Here is a 21,105-nt window from a genome sequence, read left to right as displayed (position 1 = left end):
TTAAAAACCGTACCGTCTTCCCGTACGGTTTTTTATTTTATCGGATTGCCGTTCTATTCCCAGTAATCATGAGCGAAATAAAACTATACGATGCCCCGGAATTTACGGCGAAGTTCATGCCCTCGGAGGAATTAAATGCGATTTTAAAAGCGGATCGCAGCAAGTTTTTTGTCGTTCGGGTAGAAGAAATGTATCGCCATGTCCACCGCCCGGTTCCGCCTTCCCGATCAACGATTTATTCCTGTTTATACCTCACCGAAGGCGCGGCAAGCATGAAAATCGGGAGTGAATTGTATACCATTCATAGCCAGGAATTACTGATTGTACCCGCTGGACAGGTTTTCTCATTTCAGGAAAATGATGTTAATAAAGGCTATTTGTGCGGTTTTCACGGCGATTTCCTGGTGGGGAAATGGCTAAAAAATAACCTGTTGAAAGAATTTGATTTTTTACAGATCTGGGGAAATCCACTTATCAAACCGGACGAGCAATCTGCTCAGTTTATTGAGTCTCTGTACGGACGACTTCTAATTGATTACTCCCAGAACGGCCTTCAGAACACTGGCATTCTACAGGCCTATTTATTCGCATTGCTGTGTGAGGTAAACCGGGTTTACCAATCCGTTTTACCCCCTGATCCCATCGCGGCAGTTACCCTGACAAACCGTTTTCGGGAGTTGGTATTCTCGTTTTTCCGGACGAAACAGCGAGTCTCCGAATATGCCGCCCTGCTTAATATTACCTCAAATCATCTGAATAAAACCGTTCGGACCGTTTCCGGAAAATCTCCGACCAAATGGATCGACGAAGCCATTCTGCTCGAAGCCAAAGTGCTGCTGAGCCAAACCGGTTTGTCTATCAATGAAGTCGCTACTCAAGTCGGTTTAGACGATCCCTCCTATTTCGCCCGTCTGTTTAAAAAGTTAGAGGGGCAAACGCCAACCGAGTTTCGAAGAATGATTGAAAAATCCTGAAACTTGCCTTATCCATCCTAACCCCCATTCTTCCAAAAACCGACCTTTGCATCATCAATAGATGCAATCGATCAATGTATTTCTTTCTTTTAAGTGCTCACTCTGCCTTCCGATGGCTGGTTCTCCTGAGTGTTTTGTACGGTATTTATCGGGGGTTCCGGGGCTGGTTTGGCAAGCGGTCGTTTACCCGAACCGATAACGCCACCCGCCACATTACCGCCACCATTTGCCATATTCAGCTCCTGATCGGCTACGTCCTCTATTTTAACAGCCCGTTGATTCAGTATTTTCGGCTCCACTTCGACGAAGCCCGGAAGCAATTTGATCTGCTCTTTTTCGGGATGATCCACATCATTTTGATGAGTGTAGCAATCGTTTTGATCACGATTGGGTCATCAGCTTCGAAACGCATGCATTCTGATAGGAATAAATTTAAAACCATGACGATTTGGTTCTTCCTGGCCTTATTAATTCTGCTGTCGGCCATTCCCTGGCCTTTTTCACCACTGGCCAACCGGCCTTACTTCCGCTCGTTTTAACTCATGAAATTTCTGACCACAAAAATCGGTCGCTTGCGGCTGATCGGCTTTTTAGAAGGCATCTCCCTTCTCATCTTAATCGGCATCGCGGTTCCTTTAAAATACGCCAAAGGAGATCCTTCGCTGGTGAAACCCATAGGTCCGGTTCACGGTTTACTGTTCCTGCTTTTTATCCTGAATACCCTGAGCTTTGGAATCGAGCACAAATGGAAATTTCAGGAAACAACCTGGAAGGTACTCCTCGCCTGCCTGATTCCTTTTGGCACGTTTTACGTAGATTATAAAATTCTGTCGCGTCAGGAAGCCCAATAACAAAGCGGTCACGAACAATTTGTTAGACTGTTCGTGACCGCTTTGTTGGCATTTCAATCGTTATTGCGGCCCCCGACGGCCACCACCGCCCTCACCCCGATTAGAAGAGTTTTGACGCTCCTGATACTGACGGGGAGGCTGGTCGGCAGACCGTTGCTGAAACTGGCCTCCCTGGGGGCGTTCTACCCGTTGCGGAGTGCTTTCACCTCCGCCACCGCCCGACCAGCGGGAACGCTGACCAGACTGATCCGGCTGGGGATAACTTCGACTTTCGGCCCGGCGCTCGACCGACGGAGAGCCCGCACCCGGATTGTAGCTGCGGTTCACACGGTTTTCGGAAGGGCTTTCCACCCGGTTTGGCATCGTTCCGGAACTGGACCGGTTGTCGAAATCCGGACGGTTTGAAGGACGGGAGTTTGAGCGGTTATCAAATTCCGGACGATTTGAACCCGAAGAATTGGATCGATTCTCATAATCCGGGCGGTTTGCGTTATCGGCATTCGGCCGGTTATTGAAACCATCGTTGCGGTTCATCGAATTGTCACCCCGATTAGCTCCATTACGGTCATTGTCATAGCGGTTCGAACGGTTGGCGTTCGGATAATTCCCGGCTACCTCACCCCGGTTATTGCCGTTGTAATTTCCATTTCCGTTGTAATTTCCCCGGTTATCCCCGCGATTGTAATTTCCGTTTCCACCCCGGGCTCCATAGGCGCTGCGACTCGCAATATCGTTGGCCCGGTAGACAGGTACACTCCGGCGGGTATAGCGTTCCATCTCATCCCGACGCGGGCCGTAGCCATACGACCGGTTGTTATAGCGGTATACGTTGTTGATGATGGTCGTGTTGTGGTAGACGTTGACGACCCGGGTTCTGGGAATGCAATAGCTGTAAACGCGCGGGCTGGTGATGTACATCTGCGGCACAAACGTCCAGTAATTGAAGGGCAGATTGATATTCACGTTGATGCTCATGCCCGGTCCGAGCGGAGCCCAGCCGTAGTAGCCACCACCGGAACGCCAGCTTACCCAGGCCGGTCCCCACTCACTGTCCGGAACCCAGACCCAGCGTCCATAATAGTCATCGAACAGCCAGCGTCCGTAGTGAAAAGGTGCCCAGCCCCAGTCGTAGTCCGACACCCAGGTGTTGCCATATTCCGTTACCGCCCAATGTCCGTTGGTAGCATACGGTTGAAAATCACCCGGCACATCCGGCATCCAGACCTGACCATAGGTCGGGTTCCGGGTCCACTGTCCGTAAGGGGCCAGATCGTCGTAAAACGACTCGACAGGCATGTCGACGCCCGGTTGAGCCATCGTTTTTTGTGGCACCGCCAGTGCAATTAATAAGAATAGGATCAACCCAAAAGCCGGTATGATTCGTCGTGTTTTCATGGCCCGTCGGACGTTAAAAGTAGAACTGCTCCTTTGATAAACGAAAGAGCCAAAGGTTTAATCTACTTTACAACAGTTTATCCAGCGTTATGGGCAAACTCCGAATCCGTTTTCCGGTGGCGTGAAAAACCGCATTGGCAATGGCCGCCGGCATGCCGACAATCCCGATTTCACCCAGCCCTTTCACCCCCAGCGGATTCACGACCGTATCGGTTTCTTCCACAAAAATCACATCAAGGCCCTGAATGTCAGCATGGACCGGCACGTGGTATTCGGCCAGCGAATGGTTCATAAACCGACCAAACTGGTGGTCCATCACGCTTTCCTCCTCCAGCCCTTTGCTGATGCCCCAAACCATGCCGCCGATGATCTGACTCCGGGCAGTTTTGGGATTCAGGATTCGTCCACCCGCCACGGCAGTCACCGCCCGGGTCACCCGAACTGTTCCGAAATCTTCATCGACTTCCACTTCCACAAAAACCGCCGAATGAACCGCCCGGGCATACTTGCGTTGCTCCAGCATATTCGGCAACGACGTCGATGTTTCGCTGACAGCCCGCCCGCCGTTCGTTCCCACAATGTCCAGCAACGAAACCGCTACCGACGAATCGGATTTCAGGCGGATATGGGCATTCTCGAAAACAATCTCCTCTATTTTTACACCGGCAAATGGCGAATGTGGCATTTTCTGCGCCATTTTGAAGAGCTTCTTTCCCAAATCCTCGCAGGCAGTTTTCACCGCCGAACCCACCGTGGCCGCTGTCCAGGAACCGCCCTGAATGGGTGCCAGCGGCATGTCCGTATCGCCCAAACGAAAAATAACGTCTTCGATGGGCATGCCAAGGGTATCGGCGGCAATCTGGGTCATGATCGTATACGTACCGGTTCCGATGTCGGCGGTAGCACTGCTGACCCGGAGTTTTCCGTTGACTGTCAGCACAGCCTCAGCCCGTGCGGGCATCTGCATCGACTCCCAAATTCCGGTGGCCATGCCCCAGCCAACCAGCGTTTGGCCGTTCCGCATCGAACGGGGTTCGGGAGTTCGGTTTGCCCAGCCAAACTGCTCGGCACCCTGCCGGAAACATTCCCGCAATTCCTTGCTCGAATAGGGCAGGTCAGCGTTCATATCCCGTTCCGTGTAGTTGTTCAGGCGAAATTCAACGGGATCCAGACCCACTTTATAAGCCAGTTCATCGATGGCACATTCCAGGGCCGACAGGCCGGTTACGCCACCCGGTGCGCGCATGTCGATCGGGGTGTAGACGTCCAGAGGCACCAGATTGTAGGTAAGCGTCACATTTTGAGCCGGATACAACATACCGGCCCAGTTCACGACAATTTCGGTATAATCTTCAAATTGAGAAGTTTCCCCGACGGCGTCGTGCCGAATGGCCTCCAGTTTTCCATCCGCCGAAGCGCCGAGCGAAACGTTCTGAACCGTGGCTGGCCGGTGTCCAAACGTAAACATCTGCTGGCGTGTGAGCACAACCCGAACCGATCGTTTGAGTTCACGGGCGGCCAAAACCGCCAGAAATAACTGGTATTGCGGACGAAGACCCGCACCAAAACCGCCCCCGACGAAGGGCGAAATAACCCGGACGTCCTTGAAGGGAATGCCAAATACCTGCGAAACGTACAACTGGCTGTTGGGTGCGCCCTGCGTTTTGTCGTAAATTGTCAGCTTGTCGTTTTTTTCATACACCACCGTTGTGGCAAACATTTCCATCGGGTTATGGTGCTCGGCGGAATGGATATACTCTGCCGAAACCTGTACCGCTGCCGCCTGGAAAGCTTTTTCGAAATCACCGCGCGGTTTGGGTGGTGGCGGTTTCAATAAGCTGGCGACGCCCGATTTCGGCTCCCGCGCCCGGTGCAGATTGTGCTCCAGCGCTGTTTCGTGTTCTTCTTCTTCATACGCAATCCGGATCAGCGAAGCCGCATACCGGGCCAGTTCCAGCGTTTCGGCCACAACCAAAGCCACCGGCTGGCCGCTGTATTTCACCGTCGCATCGCGCAACGGCCGGAACGGTGAACCCGGTGGCGCATCCTGGTCCTTGTAGCTCATGTCGAACCAGGCCAGACCGGGGCGGTTTTCGTGCGAAAACACCTGAATGACGCCCGGCAGTTGAAGTGCCGCTTCGGCGTCGATGCGGGTTATTTTCCCTTTGGCAATCGAACTGGAAATCACCCAGCCGTGTGTTAAATCCGCAGCCTTGTATTCGGCGGCATATTTTGCTTTACCCGTCACTTTCGCCACGCCATCGACGCGGTTCATGGGTTTTCCAATGTAGGGTGTCATGATGCGGGTTCAAGTTTAGCGGCCTGCTTCAACGCCCGGACAATGGCGCGTTTGGCCAGTTCAATTTTAAACGTATTGTGCCCATACCCTTTGGCACCGGCCAGAAGGGCTTCGGCCACCGATTGAAAATCTGCTTCCAAAAGACTTTTGCCCACCAGCATGGCTTCTGCCTCGGGCTTGCGCCAGGGCTTGTGCGCCACCCCGCCCAGCGCAATCCGGGCGTCGGTGATGTGGTTATTTTCAATCTCCAGACCCACAGCCACCGACACCAGTGCGAAGGCGTAGGAAGTCCGGTCACGAATTTTTATATATGCATTATAGTCCGAAAAACCTTTGGCGGGCAGATCGATGGCCGTTACCAACTCACCCGGCTGAACGGTGTTATCGCGCCAGGGTTCATCGCCCGGCAAGCGGTGAAAATCCGCAAACGGTATCGTCCGCTCGCCCTTTGGGCCGGTCACCCGAACAACCGCATCGAGAGCCGCCAGGGCCACGCACAAATCCGAGGGATGGGTGGCGATGCAGGCTGTTTCAGCGTTTTGATCGCTGGTGCCCAGAATGGCATGAATTCGGTTAAACCCGTTAAGAGCCCCACAACCCGAACCCGGTTCGCGTTTGTTACAGGGTGTTGCCAGATCATAAAAATAATAGCAGCGGGTTCGCTGGAACAGGTTGCCGCCGTTGGTGGCCATGTTGCGCAACTGCGCCGAGGCTCCCGCCAGAATGGCCCGCGACAACAGCGGATACCGGCTTTCAACGGTCGGATGATACGCCGTATCGGCATTTGTCACCAAGGCCCCGAGTCGAAGGCCGCCGTTTTCGGCGTCTTCTATCGTATTCAATTCCAGACGATTAATGTCTACCAACCGGTTCGGTCGTTCGACGTTTTCCTTCATCAAATCGAGCAGGTTGGTTCCTCCCGCAATAAATTTGGCTCCCTCATGGGTGGCCAGTTCGCCCACCGCCAGGCCGATGTCGCCGGGTCGGGCATACGAGAAACTATTCATAGCGTCAGGCGTTAGGGTTAAGTTGCATTACTTCCTGAATGGCGTCGACAATGTGGGGATAGGCTCCACAGCGGCAGATGTTACCACTCATCAATTCCCGAATTTCGTCGGCGGTTTTCGCACGACCCTCCTGCATCAGTCCCACCGCCGAGCAAATCTGACCGGGCGTACAGTAACCACACTGGTAAGCATCGTGTTCGATAAAGGCGGTTTGCAATAGATGCAGGCCGCTTTCACCAGCCAATCCTTCGATGGTTGTAATGTCGGAGCCATCCTTCATAACGGCCAGCGTCAGGCAGGAATTAATCCGTTTGCCATCCACCAGCACCGTACAGGCTCCGCACTGCCCGTGATCGCAGCCCTTCTTCGTACCGGTCAGGTGCAGATATTCGCGGAGGGCATCGAGTAAAGTCGTCCAGGGTGCCAATTCCAGGTGTTGAACAGTGCCATTGATGGTGAACTTAACGGTGTGTTTGTCCGGCAACTTCGTTGCCAAACTCATTTCGGATTCGGGAGATAGGGTCGTTTGCATGGTGCGTGGTTCATAACGTACCAGACTAAGCGACGAAACTGCGTAAATGTTGAGGAATACATTTTATAATTAGGCTCCGGCCCCCAGCGGGCATCAGCACCATTTTGCCCATGCCTGAAATATTATCCCGTTTGGTTGGTTTTCCGGTTATCGACGGCGTACTTCGTCGCGATCAAACCAAATCCGCACCCTTATGAGATTGGGCGTATTAACGACCTTTTTATTTTGTATGCTGTCGGCTGTGTCAGCCCAGACGGTTTCCCGGTTTCCACTGAATGTCTTGTCATTCAACATTCGATACAACACGCCACAGGACGGTTTGAATGCCTGGCCAAACCGCAAGGAAATAGCCGCCCGAGTCTTCACGGATTATCAGGTTGATTTTGCCGGTTTACAGGAAGCACTCGCCGGGCAGATCGCCGATTTACAGGATCAATTGCCAGCGTATGGCTGGGTTGGCGTGGGTCGTGACGACGGAAAAACCCAGGGCGAGTTTTCGCCGATTTTCTACAACAAACAGAAATTTGAGGTGCTGAAACAGGGCACGTTCTGGCTCTCCGAAACACCCGAGGTGCCGGGCAGCAAATCCTGGAATGCCGCTTTGCCAAGAATCGCCACCTATGCGGTTTTTCAGGATAAACGCAATGAAAGTCAAGTATTTGTCATCAATACGCACTTCGACCACATCAGCGAAACCGCCCGCCAAAACAGCGCAAAGCTGCTCATCAGCAAGATCAAAGAATTGAGCAATGACCTCCCGGTAATCCTGACCGGCGATTTTAACACGCCCGACGCGTCGCCTTCCATCAAGACCCTGACGAGCGATCCGACGTTCAAACTCACCAACTCGGAAAGCCTGTCTGAAAACCCGCATACCGGCGGCACCAGCACCTTCAACAACTTCAAAACCGACCAGCGCGGCCCGGTGATCGACTTCATTTTTGTCGGCCAGGACGTGGCGGTGAAACGCCATGATTACCTGCCCATTCTGAAAGATCAGGTTTTCATTTCCGACCACTGGCCGGTTTTGAGTCGGTTGGTTTATTAAAAAAGATTGATGATGTGCGTTATTTCAGCTTGCCGACCGAGCTAAAATCGCCAATCACCGTTACACTCGGCTCCGGCCCTTTGATACCGTCTTTGCCAAACTGGCGCGCGATGCCCTCGTGAACAAAGTAATAGGTGTCCCAATAATCGGCACTGTTGCACCAGACCCGGACATCGAAATGAAACGCCAGTTCGGTTAGCTTGGTCACCAGAATGTCGTGCTCCCGGTTTTTGAGTCCCGTCGGGCAGGCATCCACCACGCGTTTGATCGACGCCTTGACCGCATCGACGGCGTTGGAATTCCCGGCGGCAAAAACCATGTCGACCCGAATCGTTCCTTTCCCGGAAATATTGGTCACGGGCGACGTCGATAGTGCCCCGTTGGGCAGAATGATGGTGCGGTTGTCGAGCGTTACCAGAATGGTGTTGAAAATGTGAATGGCTTCCACATTGCCCGTAAAGCCCTGAGCCGTAATCAGATCGCCCACCCGGAACGGTTTGAACGTCAGAATCAGCACCCCGCCGGCAAAATTGGCCAAACTCCCCTGAAGCGCCAGACCCACCGCCAAACCGGCGGCACCAATGATGGCAACAAACGAGGTTGTTTCGACGCCCAGCGTACTGGCTACACTCAGCAACACCAGCACTTTTAAAATAGCACCCACCAGCGACAGCAGAAAAGGCTGCACATCCCGGTCGACCTGCCGTTTGTTCATCACGGTGGAAAGCATTTTCACCACTTGATTGACCAGCCACAGGCCAACAATCAGAATAACAATGGCTAACAGAATTTTGAAACCGTACAGGGTGGCAAACGCGACGATCTGGTCGATAACATTTTGAAAGGACGATTGGGTGGGTTCCATGCAGTTGTAGTTTTAGTTTCTACAGTTAAGAAGCAGAGAACCCCAAAAAGTAACAGGTCAATGAATATTTATTCGTTCCAGCGTGTTTAAAGCCAGTTTTTTCGTCTGAAAATTAATAAGGTAACCAGCGATGACAGGACGATGGAACCCAGCGCAATCGGATAGCCCAACTGCCAGCTCAGTTCGGGCATGTTGGCGAAGTTCATCCCCCAGATGCTCGCCAGCAAGGTCGGCGGCAGAAAAACCAGCGACACCACGGTGAAGATTTTGACGATCCGGTTTTGCTCCAGATCGATCAAACCGAGGTACGTATTTTGCAAGAACTCCAGCCGTTCGAAGATGAAATTCGTGTGGTCGATCAGAGAATTGATGTCTTTGATCAGCGTTCGGAGCCGCTGTTGCTCCTCATCCGTAAACCAGCCGTCGCTGCGAATCATGGAGGTGATCACGCGCTGTTTATCGACCACATTTTCCCGAATCGACATCGTTAACTCCTGATAGTCGTTGATTTTCAAGAGCATTTCGCGATCCAGGTTGGCTTCCAGATCCAGTTGGCGGTTAATGGATTTGATTTCCAGCGACACCACCTCGATCAAATCGGCGTCATAATCGATCCGGGATTCGAAAATCGTGATCAGAATCTGCGCCCCGTCGTTGAACATCGACCGACGCGATTTGATCCGTTTGACGGTATCGGCGAACGATTTCAGATCGGCGTTCCGGTACGTAAACAGCGTCTCGTCTTTCAGCATAAAACTGACCGGCACCGTCACGTACATCTGTTCCTTGTCGGGAACCATGAAATTGGAGTTCGCAATCAGAAAATCATCTTCCTCGATGTAGCGCGAACTGCTCTCGATCTCGGATTGCTCCTGTTGCGTCTGAAAATTAACGTCAAATTTATCTTCTACGCTCTTGGTTTCTTCGCGCGTCGGGTTCTGTAAATCAACCCAGAGGGTGCGCTCGGTATCGGAAAACGAGTCAATGTCCCGAACCTTCCGAACAGCGGCTTCATCCTGTTGGAATATGCGAATCATAGAATGCGGTTACATCTCTAAACAATCATTTAAGGAACACGCTTGCCCGGAATGTCGCGTCCGTTCTGGTGAAGCACCAGTTGTGTCACCTGCCCTTTTTCGTCTTTCACGAACGTCACCTGCGCCGGAACCACCTTCAGGTAAAACTTGGTTTCTGATTCCGGAAAAAGCTCAAAACGGTCCTGACCGGTGGCCTGCGCAAACAGTTGCGTGTCCGTCCGGGTGACGGTAATGCTGAAAGTCGGCGCCAGCTCGTATTTACCAACGTATTTTTCGAGGATTTCGGCCGACACCGTCGCATCCTTCGGGCCTGCTACCTTTTCGCCCAGCGTCTTCAGCACATCCACGCCGTTGGTGTTGCGCGGATTCAGTTCCACCGACTTCTTGTAATCCTTGATAGCCAGTTCTTTATCACCATTTTTCAGGTATGCTTCACCCCGGCTGTCATACACATTGGACGACTGGGGATAGGCCTCCACATTGAGATTGAAAACCGCCAGGGCTTCTTTCATTTTTCCTTCCCGCATTAAATCGTAGCCCAATTCGTTCATTTCGTCTTCGTTCAGAGAATAGGCTTTGTCCGTTTTTAACTGTGCAAATTGCTGGAGAGCTTTTTCCAGTGATGCCGTCGCGAGGGTTTGCCGCAGGGCCGTCGCGATGGACTTTTTCGGTTTCTCATACGGCTGATCGTACAGAATGTTCAGAATATTGGCCTGCATCGCCCCCAAAACCGTTCCGCCGGTATTGTTCAGCAAAATAACCGTGTGTTTGTCGTTGGGAATCCGGGTGAACTGGGTATTGAAACCGTTGATGCCTCCGCCGTGGGAAACGATCAGAACGCTGTCTTTCCGCTGGCCGATCTTCGCGTTACCCACGCCCCAACCGTAGGCATAGTGCGCCAGCGCGGGCGTAAAAAGGGCTTTTTTTGAAGCTGCTGACAGCAATTTGTCCGTATACAAAAGCTGATCCCAGCGGTACAGATCCTCTACCGTTGAATACAGCGACCCGGCGGCATACGGGATTGTCATGTCCAGATAGGGCGCATTGACATAACCGCTCCCCCGTTTTTCGTAGGCGGCCGCCCGTTTGGGCAGAATCGGGCCGGGCAGGTCATAGCCCGTGTCTTTCAGTTGTGCCGGGGTGAGAATGGCTTCCTGCAAAACCGTCGCGTACGGTTTGCCGGTTACTTTTTCGATGAGAACGCCCAGCAGAAAATAGCCGGAATTGCTGTAGGAAAAATTTGAACCAGGTTCAAAATCCAGCGGCAGATCGGAGAACTTCTTCACAAACGCTTCGGGCGCGTAGGGGTCGCGGCTCATGGTTTCGAAAAACCGGGGAAAATTGGTATAGTTCGGAATGCCCGACGTGTGCGTGAGCAGGTGGTGAACGGTTATTTTATCGCCGGTGGCTTTGGGATAATCGGGCAGGTAGGTCGTGATTTTCTCGCTGACTTTCAATTTCCCCTGATCGACCAGTTGCAGGATGAGAAAAGCCGTGAATTGCTTGGTGACCGAACCCAGCCGGAATTTGGTGTCGGGCGTGTTGGGAATGTTCCACTCCATGTTGGCCAGACCGTAGCCTTTCTTCACAATCACCTTGCCGTTTTCGGCCACCAGCACGGTTCCGTTGAATTGCCGGTTTTCGACGTACTGGCGCATAAGTTCCTCAATTTTCTCCGCCTTTTTCTGGGCGAAGGCGTACGGAGCCATCAAAACCGTGAGAACGACGGCAAGGATTCGGGTGGTAAATCGTGTGTTCATGCGCTTGTTGGAAAGTGGCTAAAATGAAGGAGGAAGGTCGCTGACAGAGCGATTGCCAAATCTACTCCATTCTGTTTGAATTTGACAAAGTTACTCCACGGATGGCACGTCTTTTATTTAAAAAAAGTAACAGACGAAAGTCCAATCCATATTCCTTACATTTGAATTTCGCAAACGAGCCGATGCATGGAAACCACGACACTGGAAGAATTTTATAGGGAAACCGCTTCGCTAATCCCGGAAGGAATCGGCAAAGAGATCGGCCATTTCAATGTTTTCAAAATCGACGAGGTTGCGGCCCAGCTCAAAGTGAAACCAGTGATGCCCTACAACCGGCGGGCGTATTACAAAATCAGCCACATCAGCGGGCGGAACCGAGCCGAATATGCGGACAAAGTGATCCACATTGAGAAGAATGCGTTGCTCTTTGCCACGCCGAAAATACCGTACAACTGGGTCCCGCAGGACGAAAACCAGTCAGGTCACTTCTGCATTTTCACCGCCGATTTTCTGGTTCAGACCAAAAGCGGGGTGGTGCTGGACGATCTCCCGATCTTTCAGCCCGGCGGTTATCCCATCTTCCAGCTTACCGACGAAGCGTCGGAAGATATTGCGTATATATTCCGCAAAATGGACAAGGAACTGGCCTCTAATTATGCCTTTAAATACGATCTGCTGCGAAATTACGTCCTCGAACTAATTCATTACGGACAAAAGTTACAGCCCGAAACCGCCCTCTATCCGTCGCACACGGCCTCGGCCCGGGTGTCGTCTTTGTTCATCGAACTCCTGGAACGGCAGTTTCCGATCGAATCCCCACACCAGAAACTTAGCCTGCGCACGGCCAGGGATTATGCGGAACGGCTGGCGGTTCACGTCAATCACCTCAACAAAGTGCTGAAAGAAAGTACCGGCAAAACCACCACCGATCTCATCAGCAGCCGGATCGTTCAGGAAGCCAAGATCCTGTTGAAGCAGACCGACTGGAACATTTCCGAGATTGCGTATTCGCTGGGATTCGAAGAGGTGGCTCACTTCTCTAATTTTTTCAAAAAACAGACCACCTTCGCTCCCATCGCCTTCCGGTCCTGAACCATCTGATTTGAATTTTGCAAACGATGGATTGATGCTTGCAAACCGTACCCGGCCTTGGCCCGCTACTTTTGTTTCAGTCAATTGAAACAAAAAAAGCGATGAAATCACAACGTAAAATAGCCCTGGTAACGGGCGGTAGCCGCGGATTGGGGAAAAACATGGCCCTGCGTCTGGCTCAAAAAGGAATCGATGTCATTCTAACGTACAACAGCAAAAAAGAAGAAGCTCTGACCTTGGTGGCCGAAATTGAACAAACCGGTCAAAAGGCAGCCGCCCTGCAACTCAATACCGGCGACGTCAAAAGCTTCGACGTTTTTTTTACCGACCTTTCGGCGGTTTTACACGACACGTTCAAGACGGATCACTTCGATTTTTTAATCAACAATGCCGGTATTGGACTCTACGGGTCGTTTGCCGAAACGACGGAAGAAGCCTTCGATCAGTTGATGAACATCCACCTGAAAGGCGTCTATTTTCTGACCCAGAAAGCGCTGCCCCTGATCCATGACGGTGGGCGGATTGTTAACCTGTCGACGGGACTGGCCCGGTTCAGCCTGCCCGGTTATTCGGTCTATGCGTCCATGAAAGGGGCCGTCGAGGTGCTGACGCGCTACCTGGCGAAGGAATTGGGCGCACGCTGCATTGCCGTCAACACCGTAGCACCGGGAGCCATTGAAACGGATTTTGGTGGTGGGGTAACGCGCGACAACCCGCAGGTCAATCAGCACATTGCCGGTTTAACCGCCCTGGGCCGGGTTGGACTTCCGGACGACATTGGCGGGGTTGTTGCGTTTCTCTGTACCGAAGAAGCCCGGTGGATCAACGCCCAGCGCATCGAGGTGTCGGGCGGTCAGAACCTTTAATCCGTTCGATCCGCTGAATCCGTGTTCCAATAAAAATCCTTTCATGATGCTAGAAACCCCGACGAAAAAAACACAGATTAACCGACATGCTTTTTAATAAAGTAATTTCATTTTTACAACATAGGACTTTCGCTTTTTGCCCCTAAATCCCCTAAAGGACGGTCGGCCGCTGCCGGACTTTTAGCATCCGGATTAAGCTGTGTCCAAGTCCCCTTTAGGGGATTTAGGGGCAAAAAGCGAAATCACAATGAATTATCAGACATAAGTCCTACACCAGAAAAGGTTCTCCCAACGCTAAAATCCTGAGTTGGTTTTTGATTTTGCCTTCCGCGTACAGATTTTTCAACACCGTTTCGGGTTCTCCCATCGGTTCATCGGCAGAATCAAACGTTCCGTAATGAAAAGGAATGAATGTTTTCGCTTCCGTGGCCTGAAAAGCTTCGAAGGCCTTGTAGGGATCTTGATGATGCTGCCCCATAAACCACGTTGGCGAATACGCTCCCGCACCGATCAAAGCCACATCGATGGTCGGGAAAAGCGCGCCAATGGATTTAAAGTGTGACCCATAACCTGAATCGCCCCCGTAATAGACGGTTTTAGTGTCGGATTGAATCATAAACCCACCCCACAGGCTGGTGTTGACATCGAAAGGGCTTCTGTTCGCCCAATGCCGGGAGGGTAAAAACGTAATCTTCATCGTGTCGGTGAGCTGATACTGCTGATACCAACCCGCTGCTTGAATCGGGTTCGTAACCCATTTGGCCACCAGTTCATCGAGCTTCAACCCCACCAAAAACCGGGCCTGCGGATTCATACGCGCGATGGTTTTGATACTGTCTTTATCGCAGTGGTCGTAGTGTGCGTGGGAAACCAGTACATAATCGATGTTCTGGAATTTTTCCGGCTCCACCGGCAACTCCGAATAGCGTTTCCCGACCGGCAACGTCCCGAAAACAGGGTCAATCAGGATGCGAATACCGGACAGCTGAATAAAAAAACTGGCGTGTCCCAGCCACACAATTTGATCGGATGATTCCGAAAGCCAATCCTCTTTTTTATGAACGGTTATCCGCCAGGTATCCTTTTTTTTCACTTCCCGCTGCGGATTTCTTTGCAGCATAAACGTCAGGATGGCGCTGTAACTCAGTACGGTTGGATATTCGTAGTTGATAAACAATCCATTCTGGTCCAAAGGCGTGCCTAACCAGTCCGGCATCAGGGTGGTTAAGGCCGGATTGGAGGTATAGCTTTGAATGGCTGGCCGTTTTCTTTTTGCGAAAAACCGCCTGAGGATCAATAGCAATGCTGTTACCATTTTTCTGAAAAATTAGTGGTGACGACTCCTTACGCAAAACCGGTTAATGACCCGCTGTTTGCCCGAGCAAGGTGGTCGGCGCATAGCCAAAATGCTTTTTAAAGGCATACGAAAAGTGTGACAGGTTTTCGAACCCCACTTCATAGCAAACATCGATCGGTTTCTTCTTTTTTTCGATAAACTGGTAGTGCGCCAGTTCCAGCCGCTTTTGGGTAAGCCACCGCTGCGGTGTGGCGTTGAACGCTTTGCCAAAATCCCGTTTGAAGGTCGTCAGGCTGCGGCCCGTCAGGTAGCCGAATTTTTCCAGCGGCAAATTGAACATAAAATTCTTTTCCATGTAGCCGACCAGATCAATTTTGCCGGGTTCCTCGAAGTTCGCCAATACGTGGTCGATTCCCGGGTCGATCGCCCGGAGAATGTGGATGGCTTCGGTAATTTTCAGGGACGCAATCGTTTCAGGCAGATCCGTCATGTCGAAATACGGAACCAGCGAAGCCAGACAGCTTTCCAGCAACGGGTGATTGCTGAACCCATAGATTTTCGGCGATTCCGAAGCATGGGGCTTCACCGGCAGGTTGGCGTAAAAATCCCGGAGCTTGGTGGTCGTCAAATGCATGACGACGGTTTTATGCGGCTGGCCGTCTTTCGGATAATTGATTATCGTGGCCAGTTGATTTCGGGGAATCAAAAAGATGTCGCCTTTCCCAAAAAAATACGTGGCATCAGCCTGCACAATTTTGGTTTCCCCCGAAATAAACCAGATCAGCATGTGGTGGTCGAACAGGATGTCCGACTTGAAAAACCGATCTTCATACCAGGAAAGTTTGATGTCGTCGGTGATGTATTTGGCCTGATAGTCCATGTTTTTTGCTTTGATAAATTAAACAAGCGATTCATTCCCATAGGGAATAAACAGCGAAGCGTCGGTAGATAAGGATGACCCGTTGTTCCGGCGTGCCGTCAGGCACGCAACAATTCTTGGAACAATTCGGTCGCGTACCTGACGGCATGCCGGGGTACGGAATGATCGAATTATCTACCGCTACGGCGGCCCGGCGACGCTCCGCTGTTGTGCCCTTGACGGGGCAAAAAACCAATCGGTTTTTATCAACCTAAATAAAAGGAAATTGAATACTTCAAAAATTGATTCAATTAAAACGCTTCGGGCTATACGGACTGTCCGCCGTCGATCAAAAAATTCGAACCGGTGATATAGGCGGATTCGTCACGGGATAAATACGTAATCAAATCCGCTACCTCCTCAGCCTTGCCTAATCTTGACAACGGGATACTGTTGACCAGTTGCTTTTCGAGATGATCGTCCAGGCCAATTTTATGCATAATTTCGGTAGCGATCGGTCCCGGACTAACGGTATTGACCCGAATTTTCCGGGATGCCAGTTCGAGCGCAGCAATTTTGGCAACGGCATTGAGGGCTGCTTTACTGGCCGCATAGACCGACGCACTTCGCGGAGAAATGGTGGCCGATGTGGACGATAACAACACCACAGATGCGTTGTCATTCAGAACAGGAATAAATTTACTCAGCGTAAAATAGGCCCCCTTGAAGTTTACGTTCATGATTTCGTCGAACGTAGTTTCAGTCATCTGTTCAATGGGCGCCAACTTGGTGATGCCTGCATTGATGAGCAAAATATCGATTTTACCCCATTGTTCGGCCACATCCGCAACCAACTGGTCGATGTCGGCTAAACTGGATTGATCGGCCAGTAAACCGATCACCTGTAAGGCTGCTGCCGCCTGTTCAACCGCTTCTTTTCGTCTGCCGGTGATAATGACGTTGGCCCCTTTTTCACGGAGCGTCTTTGCAGTGGCATAGCCGATACCACTGTTGCCGCCCGTGATGACGGCAACTTTATCTTTTAACGTTTTCATTGTTACGATTTTTAATCTGATTAGTTGATCTCGAAGGTGATTCCGGCCATTTCTTCGCTCCAGGTCCACAGGCGTTTTGCAAAGGTTCCATCCACTGCGTAGCGTTTTACGCCCGTTGACATTTCCGTGTCGGAAGCCAGCCCGGCGACCTCAGCATCTTCACAATACACCCCACCGATGGCATTGAGCAAGGGGCTGGTGGCGCACCAAACCGTTGTGGCTGCGCCCTGGGGAACGGTTTTGAGGGAAGCCGCTACTTCCGGCAGCATATTCCCGTCGGCATCCAGAAACCCCATTTGCTGAAACAGCTCCAGGGGTGCTTCCCGACCCAATTCCGTGCCGCCGATCGAACCGGGGTGCAACGAATAGGCCCGAACGTGAAAGACGCTGGCCCGGTTGTCGAGTTCAAGGGCGAATAAATTGACGGCGGTTTTCGATTGCCCGTAGGCTTGCAGCGTTTCGTAGTCCCGGTTTAGGAAATTGGGATCGTCGAAATTGAAGGGGGCGAAGTGATGCCCGTGCGAGGAAACGTTGATTACCCGGGCACCATCGGCTTTTTTAAGGGCGGGCCAAAGCCGGGCTGTCAATTGAAACTGGGCCAGATAATTAGTGGCCAGTTGCGATTCGATCCCCCGGCTATCCCGGCGCAGTGGCACCCACATGATGCCCGCGTTGTTGATGAGCAGATGAAGCGGCCGGCCCAACGCCCGGAATTTTTCGGCGAAGGCGTCGATGGAATCAGTATCCATCAAATCCATCGTTTCCAATTCGACGTTGGGAATGCCCGCCAGATTTCTCCTGGCTTTTTCGGTGTCCCGCGCCGGAACGATGACCTTGGCCCCGGCGGCTGCCAGTGTTTTGGTGGTTTCCAACCCGATGCCGGTGTTCCCACCGGTTACGATGGCGATTTTGCCGGTCAGGTCAATGCTTTTGATGACGTCGCTGGCTGTGGCGGTAGCGTTGAATCCTGAACCGACTGGCTGCTGCAACGCGCCCTGATTGTTATTTTGTCCCATGATTTAAAACCGTTAATTGTTTTGTTGGGACAAAATTAGTCAGGGCGGTTTTGAGCGACTTTGTTTAAAAGGCCGAATATGCTTTGTTTAAAAGGCCGGTTTAGTAAAGATGTCCGTTTGTAGGACTTACGTTTGATAATTCTTTACACTTTCGCTTTTGCCCCTAAATCCCCTAAAGGGGACTTTCAGCATCAGGAGGATTCTGCGTCCAAGTCCCCTTTAGGGGATTTAGGGGCAAAAAGACGAGTTTGGGCTTTACGCCCAAATGTCATTCATTTCGGTCAGCACCAGCGGTTTTCCGTCCGTAACCACAATGGTATGCTCGTGCTGGGCCATAAAACCGCCCTTGTTTCCTACCATCGTCCAACCATCCTGCAGGGTTTCGGCATAGGTGGAAGTGGTTGAAATGAAGGTTTCAATGGCAACGACCGAATTTTTCTTGAAGCGGGTCGGATTCGAGCGGTCCCGGTAATTGGCTATTTCGCGGGGTTCTTCGTGCAGGCTTCGTCCGATGCCGTGTCCGGTCAGGTTCTTGATGACTTTGTACCCCCGTTTTTTGGCTTCCGTTTCGATCAGATGCCCGATGTCGGCAACACGAACCCCGCCTTTAATCGTGTGGATGGCTTTCTGTAAAATCTGCTTCGAAGCGTCGATCAGTTTCTGGTGCTGGTTGACATCTTCGCCCAGCACAAAAGACCCTCCGTTGTCCGACCAGAAACCGTTCAGTTCGGCAGAAACATCGATATTCACCAAATCGCCCTCTTTCAGGATGGTGTTGTCGGACGGCAGACCGTGGCAAAACGCGTGATTCACGCTGATGCAGGTCCAACCGGGAAATTTGTAGGTTAAATAAGGTGCTGATTTGGCCCCAAAATCCGCCAGGATGGTTGCGCCATAGTCATCTAGCTGTTTGGTGGTCATACCGGGTTGCGCATAGTTTCGCATCGCCTTCAAGGTGTACGCAACCGCTTCACTGGCTTTCTGTATTCCGATGAGTTCCGCTTCTGTCGTTATTGACATCGTCGATTGATTGATTTGTTTATGGGTTTGACAACGGCTTTTGTTCTGTTACCAAACCGATTTTAGCGGTCCTGTTTCTTTTTAAGTTCCTTTGCCATCTTCAAAGAGTGCTTCAATGAATTCAGGTTGTTCCAATCGCTGTGGGCAATGATGATGTATTTTGGTTTTTGGTATTTTTTCTGAACATTTTCCAGCGTTGTCGCATATTCGGTCACACTTCCATCGTCTAAAAAGCCCAAATTATCCGCATCAACCCCTTTGATCAGGCAGCCACCGTAGAGAATTTTCTCATTTTTAAACCAGATGACAATGTTGTCTTCGGTGTGTGCCGGTCCGGGGTAATACGTTTCAAAAGAATAAGGGCCGACCTGGAAAACCGTATCTTTTGTCATCAAAAATTCTGCCCTTTTTTTACCGTTCTTTTTACTCAATTCATCGGTAAGAACCGTCGTATAGGTTTTGATGCCCTGCTGCCGGTAGTATTCGAGTCCAGCCGTTTTGTCGCTGTGCCAATGCGTTGCAAAACACATGACCACCTTCCGGTTGTGCTTTATTTGTATGCTGTCGAGCAAGGGTTGAAATTGCGTGGTGTCCCAGGGCGTATCGAACAGAACAACGCCCTCTTTCGTAACGAGGTACATTCCGTTGGCCGGTACTTGAGAGTTTTGGTAGGTGTTGTAGGTTGTGTAAATATAAAAATCCCCCGTCAGGTGCGCTATTTTAAGTTTTTCCGGTTTTGCCTGTCCAAACAGATTGGTTAATGTAAAAAGGAAAGCGATGGTCAAGATACGGGTCCGCATACGGTTTGTCTGAATTAGTTGCTGATGGTTTGTAAAATTACCAACATCTGGCAACGGGACGAAGTTTGGGTTGGTTTTTTTCGGACAAACAAAAGGCAATTTTGCCAACAAAAATAGGAGTCCCATTCCCGGAGCGCCCTCAAGTACCAATAGATCCGTTTTAGGATTCAACCTATTAGGGGAACGGGGCAAAAGTCCTAGTTCCAATACAACGTTAGTTTTTACCGTTGTAAACCTTCCGCAAGGTCTCGGCTTCTGCGGCTGTTACCATCGAAACACAGCCGTGCCGGGCTTCCGACGGAAAACTGACGTCCTCTTCCACCGTCCAGTGAATCAAATCCGGCGAGGACGACGCCCCAAAGCGGTTTGTCATGCAATAATCGTAGAGCAACAACCAGCCGGGTTTGCGGGGGTCTTCCATGACGGTAGGACCTTCGGTGATGACCGGAACGATCTGCCCTTTGTTCATCGGGCCTTCCACCACGGTATAGGGACCTTCCAGATTCTTCGAGGTGGCCACCCGAATGGCCCTGCGCTCACCGGTTTTGGCTCCAAATTCTTCCTCTTTGTGGTAGAGGTAATAGGTGCCTTTGTGTTCCAGCAAGGTGCCGTCAATCACGGAGTAGGGCGGTTCAAACAGGATTTTGGCCGGGGTGAAGGTTTTCCAGTCCCGCGTCCGGCAATACCAGAGCCGGCTCTCTTTCCAGCCCGCATCCTGGTAGGACGACGACCAGAACAGAACATACTCCCCGGTTTTGGTATCATAAAACCATTCGGGTGCCCAGATGTTACGGGCCAATGCGCCGGACGCATTCCGCACGTCTTTCATCAACGGCAACGACGCTTCCACCTGCCAGTGAATCAGATCTTTCGAAGTAGCATATTGACAACGTGGACCCACTTTCTCGCGGTCTTTTCCGCCCCCGCCGGTGGTCAAAACGCGCCAAAGCCCGTCCGGCCCGCGCCGAACATACGGGTCGCGCATGGGTTGCTCCCAGACCGGATTGTTGTCGTTCAACGGCGTCCAGTGCCGCCCATCGGTCGACAAGGCAATGTGCAGTTTGTTGATCAGCATCGGGTTTTCCAGCGGCACCTCCACGGTTTTTCCCTGCGCATCGATCTCAATCCGGGTCGGATACCGCTGCCGGAAATACGTCAGCATCCAGACCTTCTGATCGTTGGTGACGTTGCGGGCTTGGTCGATCCCGAAACCGTTGGGGGCCGCTTTTTTTTCAGCTTGTGGCAACGCTCCCGACAGGGCAATCAACAGGGCAAACCATCCGATAAATGTCATAACTGCGTTTTTTTAGCCAAAAATAAAGGATATTTCCG

20 protein-coding genes are annotated in these 21,105 nt (G+C 51.5%); 6 read left to right on the top strand and 14 right to left on the bottom strand.

Translation table 11 applies throughout. The annotated features are described in order from the left end of the window. The first annotated feature begins 68 nt into the window (after positions 1–68). The 3 genes from ACO064_RS27755 (at position 69) to ACO064_RS27745 (ending at position 1,825) form a co-directional block, all read left to right on the top strand. Positions 69–974 carry a helix-turn-helix domain-containing protein gene (locus tag ACO064_RS27755; protein WP_421830448.1) on the top strand — a complete coding sequence of 302 codons (906 nt, stop codon included), beginning with the start codon at positions 69–71 and terminating at the stop codon, positions 972–974. 74 nt (positions 975–1,048) lie between these two features. After that, complete coding sequence (locus tag ACO064_RS27750; protein ID WP_421830447.1) at positions 1,049–1,513, top strand: hypothetical protein; 465 nt, start codon at positions 1,049–1,051, stop codon at positions 1,511–1,513. A gap of 3 nt (positions 1,514–1,516) precedes the next feature. After that, on the top strand, positions 1,517–1,825 hold the full coding sequence (locus ACO064_RS27745) for a DUF3817 domain-containing protein (protein WP_421830446.1): 309 nt from the start codon (positions 1,517–1,519) through the stop codon (positions 1,823–1,825). 60 nt (positions 1,826–1,885) lie between these two features. Here ACO064_RS27745 and ACO064_RS27740 read toward each other — a convergent pair whose 3' ends face one another. The 4 genes from ACO064_RS27740 to ACO064_RS27725 form a co-directional block, all read right to left on the bottom strand. Further along, positions 1,886–3,220, bottom strand: coding sequence for a DUF6600 domain-containing protein (locus tag ACO064_RS27740; protein WP_421830445.1), 1,335 nt, complete (start codon positions 3,218–3,220; stop codon positions 1,886–1,888). Positions 3,221–3,287: 67 nt separating this feature from the next. Beyond that, positions 3,288–5,519 (bottom strand): xanthine dehydrogenase family protein molybdopterin-binding subunit, encoded by a 2,232-nt coding sequence (locus ACO064_RS27735; protein ID WP_421830444.1) that lies wholly within the window; start codon positions 5,517–5,519, stop codon positions 3,288–3,290. After that, on the bottom strand, positions 5,516–6,526 hold the full coding sequence (locus tag ACO064_RS27730) for an FAD binding domain-containing protein (protein WP_421830443.1): 1,011 nt from the start codon (positions 6,524–6,526) through the stop codon (positions 5,516–5,518). Before ACO064_RS27730 ends, ACO064_RS27735 begins: the two co-directional genes overlap by 4 nt. 4 nt (positions 6,527–6,530) lie before the next feature. Next, on the bottom strand, positions 6,531–7,058 hold the full coding sequence (locus ACO064_RS27725) for a (2Fe-2S)-binding protein (RefSeq protein WP_421830442.1): 528 nt from the start codon (positions 7,056–7,058) through the stop codon (positions 6,531–6,533). A 193-nt stretch (positions 7,059–7,251) separates the two neighbouring features. Here ACO064_RS27725 and ACO064_RS27720 point away from each other — a divergent pair, with 193 nt between their 5' ends. Beyond that, entirely contained in the window at positions 7,252–8,106 is an 855-nt protein-coding gene (locus tag ACO064_RS27720; protein WP_421830441.1) for an endonuclease/exonuclease/phosphatase family protein, read from the top strand. 19 nt (positions 8,107–8,125) lie between these two features. Here ACO064_RS27720 and ACO064_RS27715 read toward each other — a convergent pair whose 3' ends face one another. The 3 genes from ACO064_RS27715 to ACO064_RS27705 form a co-directional block, all read right to left on the bottom strand. Further along, positions 8,126–8,971 carry a mechanosensitive ion channel family protein gene (locus tag ACO064_RS27715; protein ID WP_421830440.1) on the bottom strand — a complete coding sequence of 282 codons (846 nt, stop codon included), beginning with the start codon at positions 8,969–8,971 and terminating at the stop codon, positions 8,126–8,128. 86 nt (positions 8,972–9,057) lie between these two features. Then, on the bottom strand, positions 9,058–10,008 hold the full coding sequence (gene corA / locus ACO064_RS27710; protein ID WP_421830439.1) for a magnesium/cobalt transporter CorA: 951 nt from the start codon (positions 10,006–10,008) through the stop codon (positions 9,058–9,060). A gap of 29 nt (positions 10,009–10,037) precedes the next feature. Next, positions 10,038–11,768, bottom strand: coding sequence for a serine hydrolase (locus tag ACO064_RS27705; protein WP_421830438.1), 1,731 nt, complete (start codon positions 11,766–11,768; stop codon positions 10,038–10,040). Between the two features lie 186 nt (positions 11,769–11,954). Here ACO064_RS27705 and ACO064_RS27700 point away from each other — a divergent pair, with 186 nt between their 5' ends. After that, the gene (locus tag ACO064_RS27700) at positions 11,955–12,860 is read left to right on the top strand and encodes a helix-turn-helix domain-containing protein (RefSeq protein WP_421830437.1); all 906 of its coding nucleotides are present in this window, start codon (positions 11,955–11,957) and stop codon (positions 12,858–12,860) included. A 101-nt stretch (positions 12,861–12,961) separates the two neighbouring features. Beyond that, positions 12,962–13,726 (top strand): SDR family NAD(P)-dependent oxidoreductase, encoded by a 765-nt coding sequence (locus ACO064_RS27695; protein ID WP_421830436.1) that lies wholly within the window; start codon positions 12,962–12,964, stop codon positions 13,724–13,726. A gap of 268 nt (positions 13,727–13,994) precedes the next feature. On the opposite strand, the gene ACO064_RS27690 is transcribed toward ACO064_RS27695, so the two are convergent. From ACO064_RS27690 to ACO064_RS27660, 7 genes are all read right to left on the bottom strand, one after another. Then, positions 13,995–14,942 (bottom strand): MBL fold metallo-hydrolase, encoded by a 948-nt coding sequence (locus ACO064_RS27690; RefSeq protein ID WP_421830435.1) that lies wholly within the window; start codon positions 14,940–14,942, stop codon positions 13,995–13,997. A 142-nt stretch (positions 14,943–15,084) separates the two neighbouring features. Further along, complete coding sequence (locus tag ACO064_RS27685; RefSeq protein WP_421830434.1) at positions 15,085–15,903, bottom strand: helix-turn-helix domain-containing protein; 819 nt, start codon at positions 15,901–15,903, stop codon at positions 15,085–15,087. A gap of 305 nt (positions 15,904–16,208) precedes the next feature. After that, complete coding sequence (locus ACO064_RS27680) at positions 16,209–16,937, bottom strand: SDR family NAD(P)-dependent oxidoreductase (protein WP_421830433.1); 729 nt, start codon at positions 16,935–16,937, stop codon at positions 16,209–16,211. Positions 16,938–16,957: 20 nt separating this feature from the next. Then, complete coding sequence (locus ACO064_RS27675) at positions 16,958–17,953, bottom strand: SDR family NAD(P)-dependent oxidoreductase (RefSeq protein WP_421830432.1); 996 nt, start codon at positions 17,951–17,953, stop codon at positions 16,958–16,960. Positions 17,954–18,208: 255 nt separating this feature from the next. Further along, positions 18,209–18,973, bottom strand: coding sequence for a type I methionyl aminopeptidase (gene map / locus ACO064_RS27670; protein ID WP_421830431.1), 765 nt, complete (start codon positions 18,971–18,973; stop codon positions 18,209–18,211). Between the two features lie 62 nt (positions 18,974–19,035). After that, positions 19,036–19,773 (bottom strand): BlaB/IND/MUS family subclass B1 metallo-beta-lactamase, encoded by a 738-nt coding sequence (bla, locus tag ACO064_RS27665; RefSeq protein WP_421831073.1) that lies wholly within the window; start codon positions 19,771–19,773, stop codon positions 19,036–19,038. A gap of 214 nt (positions 19,774–19,987) precedes the next feature. Next, positions 19,988–21,067, bottom strand: coding sequence for a glycoside hydrolase family 43 protein (locus ACO064_RS27660; RefSeq protein ID WP_421830430.1), 1,080 nt, complete (start codon positions 21,065–21,067; stop codon positions 19,988–19,990). Between the last annotated feature and the right edge of the window lie 38 nt (positions 21,068–21,105).

Source organism: Larkinella sp., from assembly GCF_965227735.1.
Lineage (GTDB): Bacteria > Bacteroidota > Bacteroidia > Cytophagales > Spirosomataceae > Larkinella.
This window is presented reverse-complemented; position numbering and strand designations above follow the sequence as displayed.

Excerpts from the sequence above, each read along its gene's own strand:
- ACO064_RS27695 (WP_421830436.1), top strand. The coding sequence starts at position 12,962 with ATGAAATCACAACGTAAAATAGCCCTGGTAACGGGCGGTAGCCGCGGA.
- map (WP_421830431.1), bottom strand. The coding sequence starts at position 18,973 with ATGTCAATAACGACAGAAGCGGAACTCATCGGAATACAGAAAGCCAGT.
- ACO064_RS27680 (WP_421830433.1), bottom strand. The coding sequence starts at position 16,937 with ATGAAAACGTTAAAAGATAAAGTTGCCGTCATCACGGGCGGCAACAGT.
- ACO064_RS27700 (WP_421830437.1), top strand. The coding sequence starts at position 11,955 with ATGGAAACCACGACACTGGAAGAATTTTATAGGGAAACCGCTTCGCTA.
- ACO064_RS27740 (WP_421830445.1), bottom strand. The coding sequence starts at position 3,220 with ATGAAAACACGACGAATCATACCGGCTTTTGGGTTGATCCTATTCTTA.
- ACO064_RS27750 (WP_421830447.1), top strand. The coding sequence starts at position 1,049 with ATGTATTTCTTTCTTTTAAGTGCTCACTCTGCCTTCCGATGGCTGGTT.
- ACO064_RS27725 (WP_421830442.1), bottom strand. The coding sequence starts at position 7,058 with ATGCAAACGACCCTATCTCCCGAATCCGAAATGAGTTTGGCAACGAAG.
- ACO064_RS27705 (WP_421830438.1), bottom strand. The coding sequence starts at position 11,768 with ATGAACACACGATTTACCACCCGAATCCTTGCCGTCGTTCTCACGGTT.
- ACO064_RS27735 (WP_421830444.1), bottom strand. The coding sequence starts at position 5,519 with ATGACACCCTACATTGGAAAACCCATGAACCGCGTCGATGGCGTGGCG.
- ACO064_RS27685 (WP_421830434.1), bottom strand. The coding sequence starts at position 15,903 with ATGGACTATCAGGCCAAATACATCACCGACGACATCAAACTTTCCTGG.
- ACO064_RS27730 (WP_421830443.1), bottom strand. The coding sequence starts at position 6,526 with ATGAATAGTTTCTCGTATGCCCGACCCGGCGACATCGGCCTGGCGGTG.
- ACO064_RS27720 (WP_421830441.1), top strand. The coding sequence starts at position 7,252 with ATGAGATTGGGCGTATTAACGACCTTTTTATTTTGTATGCTGTCGGCT.
- ACO064_RS27745 (WP_421830446.1), top strand. The coding sequence starts at position 1,517 with ATGAAATTTCTGACCACAAAAATCGGTCGCTTGCGGCTGATCGGCTTT.
- ACO064_RS27755 (WP_421830448.1), top strand. The coding sequence starts at position 69 with ATGAGCGAAATAAAACTATACGATGCCCCGGAATTTACGGCGAAGTTC.
- ACO064_RS27675 (WP_421830432.1), bottom strand. The coding sequence starts at position 17,953 with ATGGGACAAAATAACAATCAGGGCGCGTTGCAGCAGCCAGTCGGTTCA.
- bla (WP_421831073.1), bottom strand. The coding sequence starts at position 19,773 with ATGCGGACCCGTATCTTGACCATCGCTTTCCTTTTTACATTAACCAAT.
- corA (WP_421830439.1), bottom strand. The coding sequence starts at position 10,008 with ATGATTCGCATATTCCAACAGGATGAAGCCGCTGTTCGGAAGGTTCGG.
- ACO064_RS27715 (WP_421830440.1), bottom strand. The coding sequence starts at position 8,971 with ATGGAACCCACCCAATCGTCCTTTCAAAATGTTATCGACCAGATCGTC.
- ACO064_RS27690 (WP_421830435.1), bottom strand. The coding sequence starts at position 14,942 with ATGCCGGACTGGTTAGGCACGCCTTTGGACCAGAATGGATTGTTTATC.
- ACO064_RS27660 (WP_421830430.1), bottom strand. The coding sequence starts at position 21,067 with ATGACATTTATCGGATGGTTTGCCCTGTTGATTGCCCTGTCGGGAGCG.